This window comes from Tolypothrix sp. PCC 7601 (genome assembly GCF_025677855.1).
In the GTDB taxonomy this organism is placed as follows: Bacteria; Cyanobacteriota; Cyanobacteriia; order Cyanobacteriales; family Nostocaceae; genus Aulosira; species Aulosira diplosiphon.
In genome coordinates this window covers 4,287,571-4,310,408 of sequence record NZ_CP064879.1, presented here as the reverse complement: position 1 = coordinate 4,310,408, position 22,838 = coordinate 4,287,571, and the positions used below count along the sequence as shown (strand labels likewise).

Sequence of the window (22,838 nt, the reverse complement as noted above, 5' to 3'; positions counted from 1 at the left end):
TTGTCAGTCCCTAACCAATACTGCTAAGTTAAAGATTTTCAACTCTTAATTTGGTTTGGGGAAAAGGTAAAAGGGTAAGAGTTAAAGGTTTTTTCTTGCCCCTTTTCCCCTTCAGCGTTTTGCCCTTAACCGACAAGTATTGAGTCTCTAACTTGGTGATGCTTCTTCTACAGGACGAATAATCGCTGGTGCTGGGGTTACTTCTGGTTTAAAGATGGCTTGTAATGCTTGTTCTAAAGTTTGTGCCATAACAATTCGGTTTTCGTAAGCTACAACTACCCTAACTAAAGTGGGTAAACTATTTTTTGTAGCTTCTAAATAAATTGGCTCGACATAAAGCAGAGATTGTTCTATTGGTATTACCAAGAGATTGCCTTGTATAGCTCTAGAACCTTGGCGATTCCATAAAGAAATTTGCTGAGAAATTACAGGATCTTGGTTAATCCTAGCTTCGATTTGTTCTGGCCCGTACACCAAACGTTCTTTAGGAAAAACATACAGTAACAACTTACCGTAATTTTGACCATCCGATCGCGCTGCTAACCAAGCGATTAAATTCGTTCTTTGCTTGGGAGTATAAGGTAAAAGCAAGAGAAATTCTTCAAAGGGGTTGGTAGGTAAGCTGGTAATTAAATAGTACGGTTCTACTGGACGCGCTTGATTACCATAGATTTCGTTAGGAATTTGCCATTGGTCTTCCCGGTTGTAAAATACCTGAGTATCTGTCATGTGGTAGGTCATCAACCGTTCAGCCTGAATGTTGAAATAATCAACAGGATAGCGGATATGCTTGCTGAGTGTTTTCGGCATTGCACTCAGGGGTTTAAATAGTTTGGGAAATATTTTTCTCCAAGTAGTAATTATTGGGTCATGGCGATCGGCAACATAAAAGTTAACAGTGCCGTTATAAGCATCTACTACGACTTTGACGGAGTTGCGAATATAGTTAATGCCATCTTGATTAGGATCGGAATAGGGATAGTGATGACTCGTTGTGTAGGCATCCACAATCCAGTAAAGATAATTTTGGTTTGTTGAGTAATCTTGATTTTTCTGATCGAGATTGGCATCAGCGACAACTAAATAAGGATCGCTGTCATATTTTAGAAAAGGTGCGATCGCTTGAATTCTTTGTTTAACATTTCGGCGTAATAAAACCTTTGTTTCTGGGAGAAAATCCCTAGTTATCGCCATTTGCCAGTCTTTCAAATAAGCAGCAAATAACCACCGTCGCCAAATTGCTCCGATAGAGATACCACCTCGTCCATCGTAAGTATGGTAAACATTATCACTACCACTGGGATAGTCGAGTTCTCTAACCTTAGTTCCAGTTATTACATAGTTATTTGTAATTTCACCGTAATAAATCCGGGGTTGCCCAATGGGAATACTGTTGCGAATGGCTTGATTGGCAGTGGTGAGGGCAGTGCTATTACCGCTAATGTCTTTAACGAAATATTCTGGTAGTCCACCAGGGCCAACTACGTTTACAGGACTGAGAGTAAAACCAAAACCGTGGGTATAAATTAGATGGCGGTTTACCCATGTTTGAGCTTCCTGGGGAACTGCACTGTAGTCTAATTCCCTAGCTGCAATTAATACTTGTCGCCGTTCTGTAATTTCCTGAGGTGGGGATGATGATTCCTGCTGCGGTGCGGCGGGACGGCTACTGGTGGCTTCTGTTTCTAGGGTATAGCGGTCAATATCTGCATCGGGAAACCGATAATAGGGTCGAATTTGCTGCAATTGACGGTTGGTTTCTAAAAGCGGCCGCTGATCCCACAAACGAATATTCCGAATTGTTAAGTCGTTGGCTTTGATATCAGCTTCCGTCAATTGACCTTGGGGGTTGAAATTTCTGGTATCAATTGGTTCCAAATCAAAGGCTTGGCGAGTTGAGGCAATAGTACGCCGAATGTAAGGTTGTTCTCGTTGCAATTCATTAGGCTGAACTACTAAATATTGCACTGCATTCGGTACTAGCAAACCACCTACCAGCGCCAACAAGAAATAAACTCCTAAACCATAGAACGCCAACTGACGATGGGGGGATTTTGGCCGCCAAAAGATTGTTCGCCACAAGAAGTAAAAGGCGATCGCTACTGCTAGGGCGCATAAAGTATTGTAAGCTGGCAACTGTGCTACTACGTCGGTATAGCTGGCACCGTAACTCACCCCACGCTTGGAATATAGCAATTCATAACGACTTAACAAATAACTGAGAGCCACAGCTACCATCAATGCACCACCCAAGCCGTATAAATGGCGTTGCTGTGGTGGCGAAAACCCTGGAAAAAATCCTTGGCTGAGACTATCGCCGGATAGGAGGTAGGTAAGAGTAACGGCGATTAAACCATAAAAAAATAATCCCACCAACCACAGTCCTAGCAATTCCAAGACAGGGAGAGAAAATATATAAAAGCTGGTATCTTTAATAAATAAAGGGTCGGTGTCGTTAAAGGCAGTACGAAACAAATATTGCAGTATCTTCGCCCAATTTTGGTAAATTATCTGCCCAAAGAGCAGACTCATGACAATAGCGATCGCCCTGAGCGACAATCGGGGATAAATTAAAATAGCGATCGCAATTCCCAAAACCAAGCTCAAATACCAAACTTGGGAAAATATTTGCCTTGCCAGCTGCCAAATTGTCTGTAGTTGAAAGCGATCGCTGACAAGTAAACTAGTCTTACTAAATGCTGGATTCCAATAGGAAATGGCAATTTCACCGTAGTAAGCCAGCATTAATCCCACCAACAAGCTGAAGCCCAAAGCTAGAGGTAGCAGCCAATGCAATCTGATGGCGGGAAAGCGTCGGGGATCGAAACTACGGGCTAAATTGCGAGGATCGGACTGAGGACTGAGAAGCCTTGTAAACTCACTGCTGAGTGGCTGACTCGTCACTGGCGGGGGATACTTGAGCCGTTCTGCAAAAAAGAGGTTTACCAGCAGATAGACAGCAGTTATCCCAACTACAAATACCCATATAGTAGTCTTAGTAACCAGCCTGAGCAGAAATACTTGGAGGTAGCCGACTTCCTGAAACCAGAAAATTTCGACTGGTAAACGGGAACCCAGAACTACGAGTAGCCATAGCCCTAGGAAGAATATTAATAGGCGAAAGCCCCATTTCCGCAACATTCCTTAGCAGCCAACCTTTTCTAAATTACAGTTATCAATGACTTTCCGCTGATGAAGCAAAACTTACTAGTCAGCCAGTTCATTGATGCCTTTAACTGATCCTAGTACTTCGTTAGATGAATTATGATTGCTACGTAAGTAATTAGGCGCGATCGCACTGATAATATGTAAACTTTTGTGGGGGAAAAGGTTAAAGGGTAAGGGTTAAAGGTTTTTTCTTACCCCTTTTCCCCTTCCCCTTTTGCCCTTAACCGACCAGTATTGTAAAGGGTACAGGTTTTCTCTTTTACCTGCCTCTTGAGCATTCTTAGATATAGTTATGCCGGAATTAAGCAGATTTATGCTGGCAAGCTTTGGCAAGTGTTATCCTACTACCTAACGGTAAAAGATGACCTACAATAATGTTTGATTTTTAACTCGCAATCATGCTAACCAGCGTTGACCGTTTATTGTTTGTGCGGCGAGTCCCGATTTTTAAAGAATTGCGGGATGATTTTATCGTGCGTCTTGCTTCCGTGATGAACGAGCTAACCTTTCCCTCAAATCACGCCATCTTTAGGCAAGGAGAAGAAGGGCGATCGCTCTATATTGTAGTATCTGGCCGTGTTAAAGTTCACATTGGCGAAAAAAAGTTGGCAGAGGTAGACAAAGGCAAGTACTTTGGCGAAATGGCAGTTTTTGATACACAACCCCGTTCCGCCTCAGCCACCACTTTAGAACCCTGCGAGTGTTTGGAACTCACCCAAGAACAACTCTATGATGCTATTGAAGAAACTCCCGAAATTGCTGTGAATATCATTCGTGAATTATCGCGTCTGATTCGCAGACTCAATGAAAAGTGAAAATATTACTATTAGTTATTGGGTGTTTGGTGTTTGTTAGAGGTGATTTTTAATATAGAACAGAAAATAATTTTAAATTTTTAATTAGTTATGATTTTCACAATTCAGCTTTTATACTTCTTCTAATAGACAAGAGTGTATTTTCTGCTTTCAGCGTCACGCAGCATCTAGAGCTTAACATACAGAATTTACAGAAAAGTAAAAAATTCATGCCAACAGATGCGGTAATTTTGCGCTTAGAAAAAGTAACGGAACAGCACGCTGATAGCCTTTACTCTTTTATCAGCAATCCACTTCTGTATGAATATCTTGAAGATTCAGTTCCTAGCCTCATAGAAATTAGGAGAAAATTTCAGTTTGCAGCGCTAGAAAAATCACCCGATAACCCAACTATGATTTGGCTCAAATGGGTTGCTATTAATGCTCAAAACCAATATGTAGGTATTGTGGAAATAGGGATTTTTGAAGATAAATATGCAGAAATTGGCTTTATGACGTTTGTGGGTTATCAAAACCAAGGCTACGCCCATGATTACTGTTCTTTAGCTATTGCAGAAACACAACGACGCTTTCACCTTTTATCACTGCACGCATCAGTCAATCAGCACAACCTTGCCTCTCGTAAAGTACTTGAGAGGCTGGGGTTTAAATTGTACAAAGTCAATCACAACGCAGAATTTATCAAAGGTAAACTTTCTGATGAATTAATTTACCGCTTGAATTTCTCAGAATAAATTGACGTTTATGATGATGCTAATTTCAGACATTCTTTAATAAAAGACTGCGGAATTTCCCAACTGGCACCCCAGTGTAAATGAACATAAGAAGCATAAACATTGATAGGTGAAATCCATCCTTCATAACCCATATTTTCATCACAATCATAGCGATAAGTTTCCCATAAAGGCTGAGGATTAATTGCAGTTAAATGAGAACGATGAAACTCATGTCCGTAAACAGTTTTCCCTGTCTTTACTAACAGATTATCTTGCAAAGCTACAGCACGACGATATCCTAAAGTTAAACGTTTATCCATCGTTGCAGATGTTGGTAAAATTCCTACCATTGGCCAAGATTCACCTGCAAAATCAATAATTTGCTCGCACAAATACATTAATCCCCCACATTCAGCAATTACAGGTATTCCTTGCATAATTGCTGTTTTGACAGCATCGCGAGTGCTAATATTTTCTGCTAATTGCTGGGCAAAAACCTCAGGGAAACCGCCACCAAAATAAATTCCCTGCACATCTTTTGGTAATTCAGAATCTGCTAACGGACTCCAAAAAACCAGTTCTGCACCCAACTCTTGCAACAAATCGAGATTATCTTGATAGTAAAAATTAAAAGCGCGATCGCGTGCTACTGCAATCCTTATTGAGGGAGATGAGGAAGAAATGTCTTGTCCCCTTGTCCCCTTGTTATCAGTCCCCAGTCCCCATTGCCCCTTATCCCCAGAGGGGGCCCCGAGTTCCCCAGTCCCCAGTCCCCATTGCCCTTTATCCCCAGAGGGGGCCCCGAGTTCCCCAGTCCCCAACATAGGCAATAACCTTTCCCAGTCAAAGCAAGTATCCCCTAAATCAGCAAGCCGACTGATCACAGCATCTAATTCTGGGAGTTCTGCTGTAGGCACTAAACCTAAATGGCGATCGGGAATGGTGATATTATCTTGACGACGCAGTACCCCAAGAATGGGTAAATGTAATGATTCTAGAGCGTCCTTGAGTAGAGAAATATGGCGATCGCTGCCTACGCGATTGAGTATTAAACCAGCTATTTTAATTCTCTGATCAAAAGAACAATAACCATGAGCGATCGCAGCCACAGAACCCGATAAGCGACTGCAATCAATTACCAACACCACAGGTAAATTCAGCAGCCTTGCAATATGTGCAGTACTGGCAAAATCAGTTATGAATTGGGCATGGGGGATGGGGCATGGGGCATTGGGCAATTGGTAATTGGTAATTGGTAATTGGCTATTTCTCCCCTTGTCCCCAGTCCCCTTAATCCCATCAAACAGCCCCATTACGCCTTCTACCAAAGCATATTCACTATTTTGGGTGTGACGGGCAAAACATTGCTGAATATAAGCTTCAGAAGTCAAAACTGGATCTAAATTCCGACAAGCACGACCAGTTACATGCTGATGAAACATCGGATCGATATAGTCCGGGCCGACCTTAAAGGATTGTACTGCTATACCCCGACGACATAATGATGCTAAAAGCGTCAGTGTAACTGTTGTCTTACCTACTCCACTACGTTCTCCAGCAATCACTAAAGCCATAAACCGCCTTTTGATTGGATTTCCACAAAAATTTTAGGTGCGATCGCCAAAGCTTAAATTAATTTAACAATAAAATGAGTGCGATCGCCCCATTACCCCACATCCTCTCTTCTGGTAACTCCTGATAGACTAACCAGACTCCCACGCTTCAGCACTTCTAAATATGACTAAAAACTTAGCATTTCTCACCATTCACGGTATGGGAGAAACGGAACTAGAATATTACCAAAGTCTTAAACAATCTTTAGAAAAAACTTTAGGTAAAGATATTTGGCAAAAAGTTCATTTTGAGCCAATCTATTATCAATGTGAATTGCAAGATTACCAATATAGTGTTTGGGAAAATATGCACCAAAGTGCATCTCTAGCTTGGCAAGATTTACGAAAATTTATGCTCTTTGGTTTTAGTGATGCATCTACCTTAGAACACCGAGCCACAGATGATGGCAGCGTGTATAAAAAAATTCAAAAATCTATTATTTCTTCCCTAAAACTTGCCAGGAAAGCATTTTCTTCTAATGATATTTCTATAATCATCTTGGCTCATTCTTTAGGTTGCCAAGTTATCTCTAATTATCTTTGGGATGCTCAAAATAATAAGGGAATTTGGCAGATAAATAGTCTAGATTATCCAGTATTTCAACCAGAGCATGAAGATTTCTTGAGATTGAAATCTCTGCAATATCTTATTACTACTGGTTGCAATATCCCGTTATTTGTAGCTGGCTTTGCCAAAATCATAGCAATTAATAAACCCAATCCTAATTTTAAATGGTTTAATTACTACGACAAAGATGATGTTTTAGGATGGCCTTTAAAACCCTTATCGCCTTCCTATAATTTAATAGTTGAGCAAGATATAGAAATTGATTCTGGTAACATTTGGCAATCATGGAATCCGCAAAGCCATGATGGTTATTGGACTGATGAGGACTTTATTACACATTTGTCAAACATAATTAAGAGTTTAAGTACATAGTCAAACAATTTTGAATTTTGATAGATTTTGAATTTTCGATAGATTCCACAGCAAAGCGGGGGCTTTTACCATCAAGGAACTATTGGTCACATTTTCTAGACAGGCATTTACGTAAAAAACCCCAACAAAACATCAAAATCTATCTTTACCTATGCTCAATGCCCAATGCCCCACGCCCCATGCCCCATGCCTCATTTTTAACATACAGCTTTTTTATATGCTCAAGCGGCTGTAATATTAGCATCAGAAGATTCTGGTGGCAATTACCATGAAAGGCAGTCTATCACTAAGTATCTTGAGCTACTTAGATTCACTCAAAGTATTTCGCTTTCACAGCTCCAATAAGTTGGATTGGTTACTGATGTTGTCTTCTGTGCCTGTGTTGATTGCTGCTTCTGCGGTAGTCTCAATTGCTGCACCACAGAAAATCTCCCAAGCCACTCCGGGAGTTAATTTTAACCGCCCTACCCTGAACATTGGTAGTCAAGGAGAACGGGTATCTGAACTGCAAGCAGCTCTCAAACTATTGGGTTTTTATACGGGTAACGTTGACGGTATTTATAGCACTAATACTGCAACCGCCGTTTCTAGATTTAAGCAAGCAGCTGGCTTAAATCCAGACGGGATTGTTGATGCTGTGACTTGGCAAAAGTTGTTCCCCAACCAAGCAATAGCACCATCAACAGTAACTTCACCTCAGCCTAGCCCTACATCTACACCAGCATTAATTGCTCCTGCTTCCACGAACACCCCAACTAGAATTATTCCGAAACCAGAGCCAAAACCAGCTCAACCCAGACAAAATACAACTCCCAAACCCCAAAAACCACCCACCCGTACATCTCCAAGGACTAAGCCAGCTCCTACCACGCAAATCCCGCGTTTTGTTGAACGTACCCCTGGTATTCAATACACCACAGATGGATTACCAATTTTGCGTTTAGGGAACCGTGGCTATGAAGTAGGCAAATTGCAAGAAGTTTTGAAAAAGCTGGGATTCTTGGAAGGTGGCGCAGATGGAGACTTTGGCCCTTCAACAGATGCAGCAGTCAAAGCTGCACAAAGCCGCTATGGACTAGAACCTGACGGCGTAGCTGGTGGGGAAACCTGGCAAGTACTGTTAGGAAGATTGCAGCGACAGCGTTAAATAAATAAGAAAATGGGTATGGGGTGTTTGGTAATGGGTAATGGGTAATGGGTAATGGGTAATTGCTAATTGGTAATGGATATTTCTCCCTTATCTTCCTCATCTCCCTCATCTCCCTTATCTTCCTTATCTCCTCTCCTCCCTGCTCTAGCCCCTATTCCCTCACAACTTGCGTATGAAACACTTTTTATTAACTTGGTTGGCTACTGCGGTGGCTTTGTTAATTACCTCGAGAGTTGTTTATGGCTTCGAGGTCAAGAGTTTTGTGGCGGCGTTGATTGCTGCTGTGGTTATTGGACTGGTTAATGGGTTTATTCGCCCAATTTTGCGGTTTTTCGCGTTTCCAATTACTTTACTGACTTTTGGTTTATTTTCCTTTGTCATCAATGCTCTAACTTTGTGGTTAGCCAGTGGACTGACTCCTGGTTCGGGTTTTGAGATTAAGGGTTTTATACCAGCTTTGTTAGGATCAATTGTGTTAGCGATTGTTTCTAGCGTGCTAAATTATTTTCTGAGAGTGGTGGAATAAGAGCTGCCACGGCTATCGTCACTGCCTTTGGTTCATCGTTTAACCGAAAAATTTGTTTAGGTACTAAGCACCTGACTCCAATATCAATCAAATACGGAGTGAGGTTCGCTAAATGTGCATTCAACTGTAGAGACTGATGGGTTGAAAATTGCTCCTCATTTTTCCCTACCTGTAAGCCTATCGTTGATTGCCAATCGATATTCCCTGCTGCAAGCATAGCCGCTGCTTCCGCTACGCTAGGAGTTCCCATTACTTGAGCCGTAATTTCCCCTGGGTTGGGAACAGAAACCAGCCGGAGAATTTCTGCGGGATATGTTTTCAAACTAATATTGTGTAGCTGGCAAAATTCTACTAAACCGACTTCTGAAGCTTTATTGTTGATGGTAGCAAGACCTGCGATCGCTCCGCCAAAGCCTTTAGCTAACCCACTTTGGTGAAGTTGATTTTCTCTCAACACTTGCTCAATTGCCGTCTCAATCAACTTTCTCGATACACCTTGTTGGCAGCCCAATCCTACCCAGAAGTGTTGTGACAGCCTTTGCAATTTGGGTATTTTATCACTCACTGCTAAATTTATCCTCAATTAAATTGAAAATATTTATTGCATCTGGAAGGCTAAAAATACCCGTGTCTACAACCTTTTGTATGAGTTGTATACTTTCTGGTTCAGTATGATACATCAAAACTGATCGTTACAATACTTTTCCTGAAAACGAAAAACTATATATTGTGTACATCTAGCACAGTAGGAAACGCCGAGGCAGAGAACAGGTAAAAGGTAAGAAGAAAAAATAAATTTTCTGATTGATTTTTACTTCTCTAATAAGCTTGAGGCGCAAGCGTTTTGCCTCCTCTATCTTGGTGTTTCAATTTCTTCCTTACTCTTGTGCAGCAAAGCTTTCAGAGCCAGAAATATATTCTTACTCTCTTCAATATCTATAGATTATTGATAGATAAAATTTGTTCCTTTATATCGTAGTTAAAATCAAGGTAAAGCTTTATTAAGCTAAATTTTAATTACTCAAAAACATACAAAATTTGTTGCAAAAGCTGGCTTGATATTTTTGTTTTTTGTTGATATAATATCAATCCAAAGTAAATACAAATAGAAAATTTTATCGACTTAGCCTAAACCATAAAAATTCACCATAAATAAATAAAAGTTGCTAGTAATTAAGAAACTACTGTTTATTGATGAAGAAGAAGATAATTAATCATGAATATTGTGTGCCATGAAACAGCGATCGCGCTTAAGTTGCGATCCCAGCAATAAAGTTTTCTGCTTGTAAACTAATCAAGGAATCATAGCTCAATTAACCAGCCAAAAGATGACAAATTGGCACAAAAATATGGGGATGGGGCATTGGGCATTGGGGATTGGGCATTGGGTAATTGGTAATTGGTAATTGGTAATTGATAATTGATAATTGGTAATTGGTAATTGGTAATTGGTCATTGGTAATAGAGATTTTTCCTAGTCCCCAGTCCCCAGTCCCCAATCCCTAGTCCCTAGTCCCTAGTCCCTAGTCCCCAGTCCCCAGTCCCCAGTCCCCAGTCCCCATTGCCCCTTATCCCCAGAGGGGGCCCCGAGTTCCCCAGTCCCCAGTCCCCAATCCCTAGTCCCCAATTCACTCCTGCGCCCCTGCTTGTTGCAGACTCCGCACTATCTCTCTAAACCCGTTAAATTCGGCAATCATCAAAGCTGTATAACCACCACGGTTTTTTAAGTTCAAATCTGCACCGCCTTGAATTAATACCTTGACAGATTTAGGAAAACCACCGGAAGCTGCCCACATTAACGCTGTTGCGCCAGCTGAGTCTTGAAAATTGACATCAGCGCCCTTGGCTATCAGTAACTGCAAAACTCCTGGGTGGTTGCGTTGCGTGGCTTTCAGTAAAGCTGTTTTACCATCCTCTGCAGGGATATTGGCATCAGCGCCATAGTTGAGTAATACCTTCACTGTTTCAACATGGCCTTGGAATGCGGCTAAAGTCAAAGGGATCTCACCGAGATTTTTATCATGAATATCTGCCCCACTACGCAGTAGCGCCTCGACAATTTGGCTATGTCCCTGCAAGGCGGCTACAAGTATTGGTGTATCACCCAGGTTGTTTCTAATATGGACATTTGCATCACGGTTGAGTAATGCTTGCACTACATCTAGATAACCTTCCACAACTGCAAGGTGTAGGGCTGTTTCTCCATCACTATCTTGGAGATTAATATCGATATCTCTATCGAGTAAAGCCGTCACAATCTCAATGTTGCCAGCAGCGGCTGCGGCGGATAGTGCTGTACCACCATCCTGATTTTTGACATTCACATCAACTCCAGCCGCTAGCAGTGTTTTCACAACTGCGAAATGTCCTAAATCAACCGCATTCATTAACAGCGTCTCACCGTCCTCATCGGGGATATTGACATCTGCACCGCTTTGAATAAAGGCTTCTACAACTGTTGCGTGTCCTTGCTTGACTGCTAGCTTTAAGGCTGTGTCATCATCTTTATCGGTGATTTCCAACTTAGCACCAGCAGCTATTAAAGCTTTTAGCACATCCACATGACCTTTGAGTGCCGCTGCCATTAACGCGGTGCTGCCATCTTCATTTGTGGCGTTGACATCCGCACCTCTAGATATTAATAGCTGCACAATATCAAGTTGATTGGCACTAGCTGCCAGCATCAAGGCTGTAAGGTGATAACGCTTTCTAGGGAGGTTAATATTTGCCCCAGCATCTAAAAGCGATCGCACAATTTCGGTGTAGCCTAAATTAGCCGCAAACATTAATGGCGTGGTACCATCGCGATCGCAAACGTCCGCTTTAGCACCAGCAGCCAGCAGCGCCCCCAGCCGCTTGATATCACCGCTTTTGGCAGTTCCTAGCAGCAACATATCAGTGTTTTCAGTCATGGAAGAGATTTTGCTCTAGCAGTTTTGATTGATCTAGTCCCAGAATTCAGTCTGAGATTGTTTATCCACTTTTGCAAGGGGGTTGATTCACTATTCTGGGTTGAGATTTCGGTATACTGGCATCTTTTTATTCTCTGCCGCCAATACAGAGAAATAGAGTTATGCTAATTTTTATGAAGATTTAAGAATCGGGCGGGAACACTATGAATTTGGAACTTTCTCCATCTTTGAAATATTGGCTGAACTTCTTTCACCCCATCATGATGTGGGCATTATTGGCAATCTCTATCTATGCTGCCTATTTGGGGCTAAAAGTACAGCGTACTAGAAATGCTCAGGGTGAAGAGAAGAAAGAATTGATTAAAGGTAGATATAACATCAGACATTATCAAATTGGCTCTATACTCTTGGCTTTGATGGTAGCGGGCGCGGTTGGAGGGATGGCTGTCACCTACATCAATAATGGCAAATTATTTGTAGGCCCTCACCTGCTAGCAGGCCTGGGTATGACTAGTTTGATTGCATTTTCCGCAGCCCTTTCTCCTTATATGCAAAAGGGAGCAAATTGGGCGCGGATGACTCATATTTTATTAAATTTCACACTCTTAGGGCTGTTTGCTTGGCAGGCTATCACTGGTGTGCAAATTGTTCAGAAAATTTTGACGAATGCATAGTTAAGGGTCAAGGGTCAAGGGTCACCCAATTTTAGATTTTGGATTTACGATTTTGGATTGACCTCTCCTTATAAAGAAGAGGCTTAAGTATTGAATGATTTTTTTGCTCCTTCTCCGTAAACGGAGAGGCTTGAAACCGTTTTTTGGATTTTATTTTTAGATTTAATCTAAAATCTAAAATCTAAAATCCAAAATTGTCTCGGTCAAGGGTCAAGGGTCAAAGATTAGCCTTTCAAGGTAACTTGCTCAATCTCTTTTTCTTTACCTGCACTTGACCTTTGTACAGACGCGATTAATCGCCTCTCTGCAACTCAAGTAGAGACGCGATTCATCGCGTCTCTAATTACCGCTTTTTCTTAGCAGCATTAAAGGGTATACCCAAAGATTGGTGGAAATCTTCTTGGACTTTGCGGGTTAAACGACGAGACACTTGACGGACGATTTGATTCAGTACGCGATCGCCTGTAGATTGAATTAAAGACTTGGGCAGTCGTTGTATGAACTTAGGGAAGTGAAGTTCCACAACCAAATCTAATTCCCATTCTACTTTTGTCACCTTGGCAAAATTTTCAGTAGCTTCCGATACATTTTCTACCAACTGTAGGGATGCTCGATAATCTACATCATAACCAGGCGATTGATAATCAGGAATTGGAATAGTACGAATACGATATACACCTTCATCAGCAGGTAATAATTCTAACCCTATTTTTGGTTCAACTTCATAACCAAAGGAGCCAAAACGACCAATGATTAAAGCGTAGCCATTTTCTCCCAATGGTTGAACTTTCATCGGTTCAGCGCAACGCGAAAACCAGGAAGAGTGAGTATTAAGATACTCTGCAACCATTGCCGAGGGCGCATACATCTCCATACAATCACTGTAGCTACCATAAAACTTTGTAGGCATTGCTACAGGAACTCCTGTTAATGCGTCCTCCGCTTCTGTGGCACTGGACGCTACAGGTAAAACAGTTTCTGTTATTTCTAATGATTTATATTCGCCGTTTCTTGAAAGCATAAATGCGTTCCTGCATCCTTTGGCGTTGGTCTATATTAATCGTTCCCAGCTAACGTGGGGTATTTCGCACTTAGATTCCATTTTGACGGAATCCTCATGAATCTGTCATGGACTTCGTAGAATTACTACAATAAAGAACTGAACAATCACATATTAGTTTCCCAGGATAGCGTTTCTCATGAAAGCATTTGTAGCAGGGGCAACAGGTGAAACAGGCCGCCGGATTGTACAAGAACTCATAGCGCACAAAATTCCCGTCCGTGCTTTAGTCAGGGATACTGAGAAAGCTAGGGAAATATTGCCTGCAGAGGCACAGTTGGTAGTGGGTGATGTGTTAAAACCCGAAACCCTGACAGAAGCTTTGGGTGATAGTACAGTCTTACTGTGTGCCACCGGTGCCAAACCCAGCTTCGATCCTACTGGGCCCTATAAGGTAGATTTTGAAGGTAGTAAAAATTTAGTAGATGCCGCTCAAGCAAAGGGAATTGAGCATTTTGTTTTTGTTTCTTCCTTGTGTACTTCTCAGTTGTTCCATCCCCTAAATTTGTTTTGGCTAATTTTAGTTTGGAAAAAGCAAGCTGAGGAATACCTTCAAAAAAGCGGCTTAATCTATACGATTGTGCGGCCTGGTGGATTGAAGAATGAAGATAACTCTAATCCGATAGTGATGCAGGGTGCTGATACGTTGTTCGATGGTAGCATTCCTCGGCAAAAAGTTGCCCAGGTTTGCGTAGAAGCCCTTTTTGAACCCACTGCACGCAATAAGGTTCTAGAGATTATTTCTAAACCTGAAGCTACTGCCAAAAACTTTAGGGAGTTATTTACTAACGTTGCTTGATTTGGGGTTTGGTAATGGGTAATTGGTAATGGAAATTTCTTCCCTGCTCCCACAGTCCCCAGTCCCCAGTCCCCATTGCCCCTTATATCCCCAGAGGGGGCCCCGAGTTCCCCAGTCCCCAGTCCCCAGTCCCCAGTCCCCAATCCCCAGTGTAGAAAGTTTTAATTTAAGAAGTTAAAACAGAACACAGTACTGCTGTGCTAAATTCTGCCGAAATTAGTGCATAAACCATTGTTGTTAGATAAAAGATAAAGATTAAGGAGTCAAACTCTGAAAAGCTTTAAATTTAAAGGCGTAGAAAAACTAATTGGGCCAATAGCTGCGCTGCTTGGCTTCGTCTGCTTATTGCAGTGGTATATTACTGGAGATTTGCGATCGCCTTCTGACCCTACCTTTGAAGGTCAACAACCACCTTTAGTCATGAAGGGGGGCGATCCTTACATCCGTGCTTTAATGCGAACTATCTCAGCTAGTGAGGCTAATGGTAAACGCCCTTACTCGCTGTTATATGGTGGTCAACAGTTTAATGACCTCAGCCGTCATCCTCAAATATGTGTCACCATTGTAACTGGCCCTAACACCGGTAATTGCTCCACTGCTGCGGGTAGATATCAAATTATTAACACTACTTGGTTTCAAATTGCCCCCCGCTATCATCCCAAGCCGACGCAGTTTATGTTTTGGGTTTCTTATAGTTTTGAGGCTGAATATCAAGATGTAGTGGTTTACCGTTGGTTAAGCGACTCTCAATTTTGGGGAATTAATATTTCGCAACTGCTGCACCAAGGTAAACTGAATGATGTTTTACGGCGATTGTCTTCTACTTGGACAAGCTTAGGATACGGCATAGAAACCAATTCTATTAGTGGCTCCTTGCCAAGAATTTATAAGAAAATATTGCAAGAAGAATTAGCAACTATCAATCTGCCATCATCACAAAATTTACTGCCTACTCCGATCCAAAAGTCAACACCTAAACCTTTAGAAAGCTTAAGAGAAAGGAATAATTCAACGCTTCCCCCATATAGAGGTAGTAGCGGCACTTTAGAACTCAGATTAGATAGCCTCTAATATCAAAGAAAATAGTTAAGCTTGCTCCTGCCTCACAAAATACTGTTGTATATTGCTATTTAAAAGACACTTGATTTCGCTATTAAAATGTCATTATTTCAAGTAGGATGCGTTAATAACGCATCCTACTTGTTCATCTGAGTGCTATATGGAGTAAAAGCATGATCCAGTTAGAACAACCACCTAATACAGACAAGAACTTTATTCCAGCATTCAGAAGTAAATCTCAATTTGAGGGACTTTTAGTTGCTATTTTAATTATTACTTTATGGGCAATAAGCCAGATTTTCCTATTTTGGATGGATTTTTCTCAGTGTAATGTTTGGATATTATTAGCTTTTATAATTTGGCAAACATTTTTATATACAGGATTATTTATTACTGCTCATGATGCTATACATGGGGTGGTATTGCCTAATTATCCAAAAATCAATCATGTTATTGGGTCTTTGTGTTTAACGCTATATGGATTTTTACCTTATCAAAAATTATCACAAAAGCATTGGTTACACCATCATCATCCTGCCAGTGAGTTAGACCCTGATTTTCACGATGGTAAACACGAGAATTTCTTTGCTTGGTATTTCCATTTCATGAAAAATTATTTGAGTTGGCGGCAGATAATTTCTATAACTATTATTTATAGAGTTTTGCTGCATCTACTGCATATACCTGCTGCTCATCTAAATTGCTGTTGGGCACTGCCAGCACTTTTAAGTTCATTACAATTATTTTATTTTGGTACTTTTCTACCACACAAGCAGCCAATTGGGGGTTATATTCCGCCTCACAATACTCAAACTATCGACCGTCCAATTTGGTTGTCATTGATCACTTGCTATCATTTTGGCTACCACAAAGAACATCACGAATATCCCCATATTCCTTGGTGGCAGCTACCCGAAGTTTATACAATGTCTAAAAATGAATTTTGATTTGGGATTAATTATTCACGAAATGTCCAAACTTGGGGAGAGGAACAGTGCTAGCGTCACAGTTGTCCTATTCTGGAGATGGGTAATAGTGTTGTGGGTGAGAATGTGTTTTTCAGTGTTGTTATACCAACGTACAATCGCAAACTAATTTTAGAAAAGTGTCTGCGCGCCTTGGAAGTGCAGGATTTGGGTGATTCAACCCCGATTACAGGTTATGAAGTCGTTTTGGTAGATGATGGTTCTACTGATGGCACTTTAGAATGGTTAGCTGCATATAAAGAAGATTTTCCCCATGTGCGATGCTTTGAGCAAAACCACCAAGGGCCTGCTGCGGCGCGGAATTTGGGCGTAGAAAAAGCACAGGGAGACACAATTATCTTTATTGACAGCGATTTAGTGGTGCTTTCCAACTTCTTACAGGCTCATGCTGAGGCGCTGTTACAAGGACAAAAGAGATTAGGAAGCGATCGCTTTTTTACCTACGGTGCAGTGATTAATACTGCTAATTTTGAGCATCCTACCTCTGAACCTTATAAAGTAACAGATTTTTCTGCAGCTTTTTTTGCTACAGGTAATGTAGCAATTCCTAAACATTGGTTAGAAAAATCTGGGCTTTTTGACACTAGATTTCAACTCTACGGATGGGAAGATTTAGAACTTGGTGTTAGGTTAAAAAATCTCGGTTTACAACTAATTAAATGTCCAGCAGCAGTCGGCTATCATTGGCATCCAGCATTTAGATTAGAGCAAATTCCTAACTTAATTGATAAAGAAATTCAACGCGGACGCATGGGAGTTTTGTTTTATCAAAAGCACCCCACTTGGGAAGTGCGAATGATGATTCAAATGACTTGGATACATCGTTTGCTGTGGGGTATTCTTTCCATCAATGGCGCGCTAAATGAACGGACAATGGCACCATTTTTACAATGGCTAATTAACTTAGGTAAACCCCAATTAGCTTTAGAAGTTGCCCGGATTTTTCTCAACTGGTACAACGTTAAGGGTGTTTACGAAGCCTACGCGCAAACTCAGAAGGCATTGTAAAATTATTAAGGATGAAGGTTAATTGCAATTTCATCTTCATCCTTAATCAAAAAAGCAACAATTATGAGCCAATCGACTGCAACTAAAAGTAAAAAAAAAGAAATAGCAAAAGGCATAACTAGTATTTCTGTAAATGGTTACAAGTCATTATATGAAGAATGCTGTATAGAAGTACGTCCTTTAACTATTCTTGCTGGTGCTAATAGTTCTGGAAAATCGAGCATTATGCAGCCTTTATTGATGCTGAAACAAACTTTAGAGGCTACCTATGATCCTGGCGCTCTATTATTAAATGGGCCAAATGTTAAGTTTACTTCAGCAACACAATTATTTTCTAAAGTATTTGGTAGAGAACGTATTACGGAATTTACGATTTATATTGAAGTAGAAAATAATGAATCTATTAAAAATACTTTTATCAAGTATCCACGCAAGGCAATAGATGTGCTCAAGATGGAATATGAAGCAGGTGGTAAGAAATTAGTAATCTCACCTGATATGCTGCCAGGCGATGTTATAAAAATTCTGCCTGAGCCATATTTAGCATTTTATGAATTAGCAAAAGAGGTAGAAGCATTACAAAATCAAAGTAGATGGATTATTGAGCGGAATCGTTGTTTTTTGGAATTCGCATTGTTGATGGGTAAAAAAACAATGACACCTTCATTTCTTCAATCTTTAAATCCTACTAGCCCTTCTGAAACCTTTGGACGTTATATTAGTCAAACAATACATGTACCAGGTCTGAGAGGTAACCCCGAGCGTAATTATAAGACTACAGCAATAGGCAGCGAATTTCCTGGTACATTTGAGAACTATGTTGCCAGTGTTATCAATCACTGGCAAAAAAATAAAGATAAACGGCTTCAAGATTTAGGTGACATATTGGAAGCCTTAGGACTAACTTGGAAAGTTGAGGCTAAACAAGTCGATGATACACAAGTTGAGCTTAGAGTAGGTCGCTTACCACGTCATTCTAGTACCAAAAGCGATGTAGTAAGTATTGCTGATGTTGGATTTGGAGTTTCACAAACTTTACCTGTTATAGTTGCCTTGCTGGTGGCAGAACCAGGACAATTAGTCTATATCGAACAACCAGAAATTCACCTTCATCCTCGTGCCCAAGCAGCCTTAGCAGAAGTATTTGCTTATGCAGCTAATCGGGGAGTGAAAGTAGTTATAGAAACTCATAGCGCGTTGTTACTTTTAGCAGTGCAATCACTAGTAGCAGAGGGTAAGCTATCACCACAATTAGTCAAACTTCACTGGTTTACCCGGAAAGAAGATGGGATCACAAAAGTTAGTAGTACCGATTTAGATGATACTGGTGCTTTTGGAGATTGGCCAGAAGATTTTGGTGATGTATCTTTAAGTCTCGAAAGTCGTTATTTAAATGCGGCTGAGGCTCGTTTATTCAATAATTCACATGGCAATTAAAGTAGTTTCTAAGCGATTGGTAATAGATGCGTCAGTTGCACGTTCATCTGGTGGAGAAGAAGCTACTTATCCAACATCAGTACACTGCCGCGATTTTTTAAAAGCAGTTTTAGATATCTGTCACCAGGTTGTAATGACACCAGATATAAGAGAAGAATGGGACAAACATCAATCAAATTTTGCCCGTAAATGGCGAATTCAAATGGTAGCCAGGAAAAAGTTTAAATTTGTAAATATTAAACTTAATAGTGATTTATGGAAACGAATAGAAAGTATTGCATCTAATGATAAAGAATGTTGGGAAATGACTAAAGATCTGCGGTTAATAGAAGCAGCATTGGCAACAGATAGAATTGTTATATCTTTGGATGATAAAACTGCCAGAACTCTTTTTAGCAGTGCATCCAAGAAAGTAGAAGAGCTTCAAGATATTGTGTGGGTAAATCCAGATAAAATAGAAGTAGAAAAACCCATTGAGTGGCTAAAAAATGGTGCAGAATTAGAAAGCGATCGCCTATTGGGGAATTTTTGCATTGACTCAAATCTAGACTCCGATTCACGCTAGCACAGCAGCACAAATGTGCTACCCTAGTAGGGTTCATTAATCTCGCACATCCAGGAATTCGGGTGTTTCCCTATTGGGAGATACGCCTGGGTGGAGGTTTAACCCGAATCGGAGTTAGAAATATATGCCAGTCGTTTCATTGGCTCAAATGATGGAGTCAGGGGTTCACTTTGGTCATCAGACCCGGCGTTGGAACCCTAAAATGTCTCCTTACATTTATACTTCCCGCAATGGTGTACATATTATCGACTTGGTGCAAACTGCCCAGTTGATGGAAGATGCATATACTTATATGCGTACACAAGCTGAACAAGGGAAGAAATTCTTGTTTGTCGGCACTAAGCGGCAAGCTGCGGGTATTATTGCCCAAGAAGCCAGCCGTTGCGGTTCCCACTACATTAACCAACGTTGGTTGGGTGGGATGCTGACCAACTGGACAACTATTAAAACCAGAGTAGACCGCCTCAAAGATTTAGAGCGCCGCGAAGAAACCGGAGCATTGGACTTGTTGCCCAAAAAAGAAGCTTCAATGTTGCGCCGTGAAATGGCGAAGCTACAAAAATATTTGGGCGGGATTAAAACCATGCGGAAAGTTCCCGATGTCGTGGTGATTGTAGACCAACGGCGGGAATATAACGCAGTTCAAGAGTGCCAAAAATTGGGAATTCCAATTGTATCAATGTTAGATACAAACTGTGACCCCGATGTCGTAGATATTCCCATCCCTGCAAATGACGACGCTATCAGATCCATTAAGCTGATCGTCGGCAAATTGGCGGATGCGATTTATGAAGGTCGTCATGGTCAGCTTGATGCAGAAGATGACTATGAAGATTACGAAGGTGGTGAGGAAGATTACGACTATGAAGAAACTGAGCTAACAGGCTCATATGCTAGCGAAGAAGACGAAGAAGAATAGGTAAAGGTAAAGGTAAAGGATGAAGTATGAAGGATAAAATTTCAGACTTCATACTTCAAACTTCATACTTTCTTCAGCGCTGAGTAAGATAGAAATACTCAACACCAGTTAGCGATTACAACTCGAGGTCAAGTAGGAATTGAGGGCAACATGGCGGAAATATCTGCAAAACTAGTCCAAGAGCTACGCCAAAAAACCAACGCTGGCATGATGGACTGCAAAAAAGCACTAAAAGAAAATGATGGTGACATTGACAAAGCCATAGATTGGTTACGTCAAAAGGGCATCACTTCAGCTGGTAAAAAAAGCGATCGCGTTGCAGCAGAAGGTCTAGTAGACACCTTCATCCAGCCTGGATCTCAGGTAGGTGTACTGATAGAAGTTAACTGCCAAACCGACTTCGTTGCCCGTAACGAGTCTTTTAAGGCTTTAGTTAAAAATCTGGCAAAGCAAGCAGCATCAGCTGATAGCGTTGAAGCTTTATTGGCTCAACCCTATATTGAAAATACAAGTGCAACTGTAGATGAATCCATCAAGCAATTGATTGCCCAGCTTGGTGAAAATATCCAGGTGCGCCGCTTTGTAAATTTTTCATTAGCAGCAGGCAAAGCAGGTATAGTAGACAGCTATATTCACACTGGCGGTCGAGTTGGTGTGTTAGTTGAGATAGAATCTGAAACTGATGCAGCCGTGGGCAATGAAGATTTCCAAGCTTTAGCACGGAATAGCGCTATGCAAGTAGCAGCTTGCCCCAATGTCGAGTATGTCAGTGTAGACGAAATACCGGCTGAAGTTGCTGATAAAGAAAAAGAAGTGGAAATGGGGCGGGATGATTTATCCAGCAAGCCACAGAACATCAAAGAAAAGATTGTTCAAGGACGGATTGAAAAACGTCTGAAGGAATTGGCTTTGCTGGATCAGCCTTTTATTCGCGATCAGAGCATTTCAGTAGAAGACTTGGTGAAACAAGTTAAGTCTAAAGTCGGCCAAGACATCACAATCAAACGCTTTGTGCGCTATGTCTTAGGTGAAGGCATTGAAAAGCAAGAAAGCAACTTTGCTGAAGAAGTCGCTGCACAAATGGGCGTTAAGTCATAATTTTGTCATTTGTCATTTGTTATTTGTCATTTGACTCATGATGAATGACAAATGATTTGTTATCAAGACAGGTCAAGCAAAGTTTGCTGGCCTGTATTTTATTTTTTATACCTGTTTGGCTTGGGGAAAGGTAAAAGGGTTATACCAATTCAAAATTCAAAATTCAAAATTCAAAATTAAGAAAGCCATATGTAGCACGGGTTTTTGAGTTTGGATCTGTTGCTGAATTTTGGAGAATTGGTATTAAAGGTATTTTATTTCCCTTTCCCGCTTCCCCTTTTCCCCTTTAACCGAGAATTTTATTTACAGCAGATTTGCTATACTTTCGAGAAAATCTTAAATCCTAGAAATATTTCATTTAAAATATATTCGTACATTTGTACCATAATCGGGATTAGATGGGTAATTAAGAGAAGATATGGCTAGAGCAATCGAGCGAATTGATCGGGATCTTGCATTGCTGAAAGAAGCGATCGCAGCGATCGCCACAGAACTGCAAAAATCTTATGCTATTTACTTAAGCCTGTTAGGGCAAGCTGTTCGTCAGCAGTTGATTCTGGCAACTTATCATCTGTGTACCCAGGGTTATCCCGAAAAGTTCTTGAGCTTGTCATTGAATCAACGGTACAATTTGCAACAAGCCATCCGCAAGCTAGGTAAGCAAGCTGATGAGCAATTACTGGCTATTGTTAGTAATGAAGAAAATCAGAATGCGGTAGCGGAAGATGAAGTAGATGAGGGGGATGAGGTAGATGAGGGGGATGAGGCGGATGAGGGGGATGAGGTAGATGAGGGGGATGAGGCGGATGAGGTAGGGAAAAAGGATGCGGGTGGTCATCGCAATCCTAAATCCCAAATCTCTACTTTGAAATTGACCGACACTTCTAATCCGATGCAGTTACTAGTATGGCAACAAAGCCTAGAGAAGCTAACTCAACATACACTCAAAAAAGTTTCTCATGATGCTAATGCTGCCCTGCAAAAAGTCAATATTTTACCCAAAAAGATACCTGAACCGATTTTAGAAGTAGCTGCTGCGGCATCAGAAGCATCTGCCGAAGTTATGCCAGGGCCACCTAACTTATTAAACGTGGTCATTGAAATCCCCAATGAGCAAGATGCAGAAGAATCTAGCCTGACAAAAGTTATGGCGATTAACCTCCGACTAGGAGAAATTGAATTTGCTGATGCTAAACTCTCATCTGCACGCCGACAAATTCGCAACACATTAATTCAGCTAAAGAAACTAGGGCAGGATTATCAAAAAAAGCAGAGAGAACGCTCAATTGCCGAAGCAGAAGCCGCATGGCGTGCAATTTGGGATGATGATTAGTTGGTCATTTGTCGTTTGTCATTTGTCATTTGTGAATAACTAGTACAGAACGGCGTAAAT

At 41.0% G+C, this 22,838-nt stretch carries 20 protein-coding genes and 1 pseudogene; 15 read left to right on the top strand and 6 right to left on the bottom strand.

The features are described 5' to 3' along the window. Window positions 1-147: 147 nt before the first annotated feature. The gene (locus tag HG267_RS17710) at window positions 148-3,141 is read right to left on the bottom strand and encodes a UPF0182 family protein (protein WP_045869916.1); all 2,994 of its coding nucleotides are present in this window, start codon (window positions 3,139-3,141) and stop codon (window positions 148-150) included. Window positions 3,142-3,566: 425 nt separating this feature from the next. On the opposite strand from HG267_RS17710, the gene HG267_RS17705 reads away from it, so the two are divergent. Further along, window positions 3,567-3,983 carry a cyclic nucleotide-binding domain-containing protein gene (locus HG267_RS17705; RefSeq protein ID WP_045869917.1) on the top strand — a complete coding sequence of 139 codons (417 nt, stop codon included), beginning with the start codon at window positions 3,567-3,569 and terminating at the stop codon, window positions 3,981-3,983. A gap of 209 nt (window positions 3,984-4,192) precedes the next feature. Next, window positions 4,193-4,717 (top strand): GNAT family N-acetyltransferase, encoded by a 525-nt coding sequence (locus HG267_RS17700; protein WP_045869918.1) that lies wholly within the window; start codon window positions 4,193-4,195, stop codon window positions 4,715-4,717. A gap of 8 nt (window positions 4,718-4,725) precedes the next feature. Here the strand turns inward: HG267_RS17700 and HG267_RS17695 are convergent, their stop codons facing one another. Continuing rightward, complete coding sequence (locus HG267_RS17695; RefSeq protein ID WP_263420071.1) at window positions 4,726-6,273, bottom strand: cobyrinate a,c-diamide synthase; 1,548 nt, start codon at window positions 6,271-6,273, stop codon at window positions 4,726-4,728. A 163-nt stretch (window positions 6,274-6,436) separates the two neighbouring features. On the opposite strand from HG267_RS17695, the gene HG267_RS17690 reads away from it, so the two are divergent. The 3 genes from HG267_RS17690 to HG267_RS17680 all read left to right on the top strand — a co-directional run bounded on the left by HG267_RS17690 (window position 6,437) and on the right by HG267_RS17680 (window position 8,928). Continuing rightward, window positions 6,437-7,252, top strand: a complete 816-nt coding sequence (locus HG267_RS17690) for a hypothetical protein (RefSeq protein ID WP_045869920.1) — start codon at window positions 6,437-6,439, stop codon at window positions 7,250-7,252. 268 nt (window positions 7,253-7,520) lie between these two features. After that, window positions 7,521-8,399 (top strand): peptidoglycan-binding domain-containing protein, encoded by an 879-nt coding sequence (locus HG267_RS17685; RefSeq protein ID WP_045869921.1) that lies wholly within the window; start codon window positions 7,521-7,523, stop codon window positions 8,397-8,399. Between the two features lie 175 nt (window positions 8,400-8,574). Beyond that, on the top strand, window positions 8,575-8,928 hold the full coding sequence (locus tag HG267_RS17680) for a phage holin family protein (protein WP_045869922.1): 354 nt from the start codon (window positions 8,575-8,577) through the stop codon (window positions 8,926-8,928). Here HG267_RS17680 and HG267_RS17675 read toward each other — a convergent pair. The 3 genes from HG267_RS17675 to HG267_RS17665 all read right to left on the bottom strand — a co-directional run bounded on the left by HG267_RS17675 (window position 8,891) and on the right by HG267_RS17665 (window position 11,840). Continuing rightward, a complete protein-coding gene (locus tag HG267_RS17675) occupies window positions 8,891-9,493 on the bottom strand; it encodes a cobalamin biosynthesis protein (RefSeq protein ID WP_063749823.1) in 603 nt (200 codons plus the stop codon). The genes HG267_RS17680 and HG267_RS17675 overlap by 38 nt on opposite strands. Before the next feature lie 748 nt (window positions 9,494-10,241). After that, window positions 10,242-10,427 carry an alpha/beta hydrolase gene (locus HG267_RS17670; RefSeq protein ID WP_194007949.1) on the bottom strand — a complete coding sequence of 62 codons (186 nt, stop codon included), beginning with the start codon at window positions 10,425-10,427 and terminating at the stop codon, window positions 10,242-10,244. A 129-nt stretch (window positions 10,428-10,556) separates the two neighbouring features. Beyond that, a complete protein-coding gene (locus tag HG267_RS17665; RefSeq protein WP_045869923.1) occupies window positions 10,557-11,840 on the bottom strand; it encodes an ankyrin repeat domain-containing protein in 1,284 nt (427 codons plus the stop codon). Between the two features lie 203 nt (window positions 11,841-12,043). On the opposite strand from HG267_RS17665, the gene HG267_RS17660 reads away from it, so the two are divergent. After that, entirely contained in the window at window positions 12,044-12,514 is a 471-nt protein-coding gene (locus HG267_RS17660; protein ID WP_071989381.1) for a DUF4079 domain-containing protein, read from the top strand. A gap of 343 nt (window positions 12,515-12,857) precedes the next feature. Here the strand turns inward: HG267_RS17660 and HG267_RS17655 are convergent, their stop codons facing one another. After that, window positions 12,858-13,535: a DUF1997 domain-containing protein gene (locus tag HG267_RS17655; protein WP_045869925.1), complete on the bottom strand. Its 678-nt coding sequence runs from the start codon at window positions 13,533-13,535 to the stop codon at window positions 12,858-12,860. A gap of 178 nt (window positions 13,536-13,713) precedes the next feature. Between HG267_RS17655 and HG267_RS17650 the strand changes: the two genes are divergently transcribed. The 9 genes and pseudogenes from HG267_RS17650 to HG267_RS17610 all read left to right on the top strand — a co-directional run bounded on the left by HG267_RS17650 (window position 13,714) and on the right by HG267_RS17610 (window position 22,778). Beyond that, a complete protein-coding gene (locus tag HG267_RS17650; RefSeq protein ID WP_045869926.1) occupies window positions 13,714-14,373 on the top strand; it encodes an SDR family oxidoreductase in 660 nt (219 codons plus the stop codon). Window positions 14,374-14,679: 306 nt separating this feature from the next. Then, window positions 14,680-15,285 (top strand): annotated as a pseudogene (locus HG267_RS17645) (glycoside hydrolase); the annotation flags it as partial. Window positions 15,286-15,605: 320 nt separating this feature from the next. Next, entirely contained in the window at window positions 15,606-16,379 is a 774-nt protein-coding gene (crtW, locus tag HG267_RS17640) for a beta-carotene ketolase CrtW (protein ID WP_045869927.1), read from the top strand. Between the two features lie 78 nt (window positions 16,380-16,457). After that, on the top strand, window positions 16,458-17,426 hold the full coding sequence (locus HG267_RS17635) for a glycosyltransferase family 2 protein (RefSeq protein ID WP_045869928.1): 969 nt from the start codon (window positions 16,458-16,460) through the stop codon (window positions 17,424-17,426). A 63-nt stretch (window positions 17,427-17,489) separates the two neighbouring features. Continuing rightward, complete coding sequence (locus HG267_RS17630) at window positions 17,490-18,863, top strand: AAA family ATPase (RefSeq protein WP_096621971.1); 1,374 nt, start codon at window positions 17,490-17,492, stop codon at window positions 18,861-18,863. Next, window positions 18,853-19,428, top strand: a complete 576-nt coding sequence (locus tag HG267_RS17625; protein ID WP_045869930.1) for a hypothetical protein — start codon at window positions 18,853-18,855, stop codon at window positions 19,426-19,428. The genes HG267_RS17630 and HG267_RS17625 overlap by 11 nt, the downstream gene beginning before the upstream one ends. 124 nt (window positions 19,429-19,552) lie before the next feature. Then, complete coding sequence (gene rpsB, locus HG267_RS17620) at window positions 19,553-20,347, top strand: 30S ribosomal protein S2 (RefSeq protein ID WP_045869931.1); 795 nt, start codon at window positions 19,553-19,555, stop codon at window positions 20,345-20,347. A 150-nt stretch (window positions 20,348-20,497) separates the two neighbouring features. After that, window positions 20,498-21,445 (top strand): translation elongation factor Ts, encoded by a 948-nt coding sequence (tsf, locus tag HG267_RS17615; RefSeq protein ID WP_045869932.1) that lies wholly within the window; start codon window positions 20,498-20,500, stop codon window positions 21,443-21,445. Window positions 21,446-21,863: 418 nt separating this feature from the next. Beyond that, window positions 21,864-22,778: a hypothetical protein gene (locus HG267_RS17610; RefSeq protein WP_045869933.1), complete on the top strand. Its 915-nt coding sequence runs from the start codon at window positions 21,864-21,866 to the stop codon at window positions 22,776-22,778. Window positions 22,779-22,838: the final 60 nt, after the last annotated feature.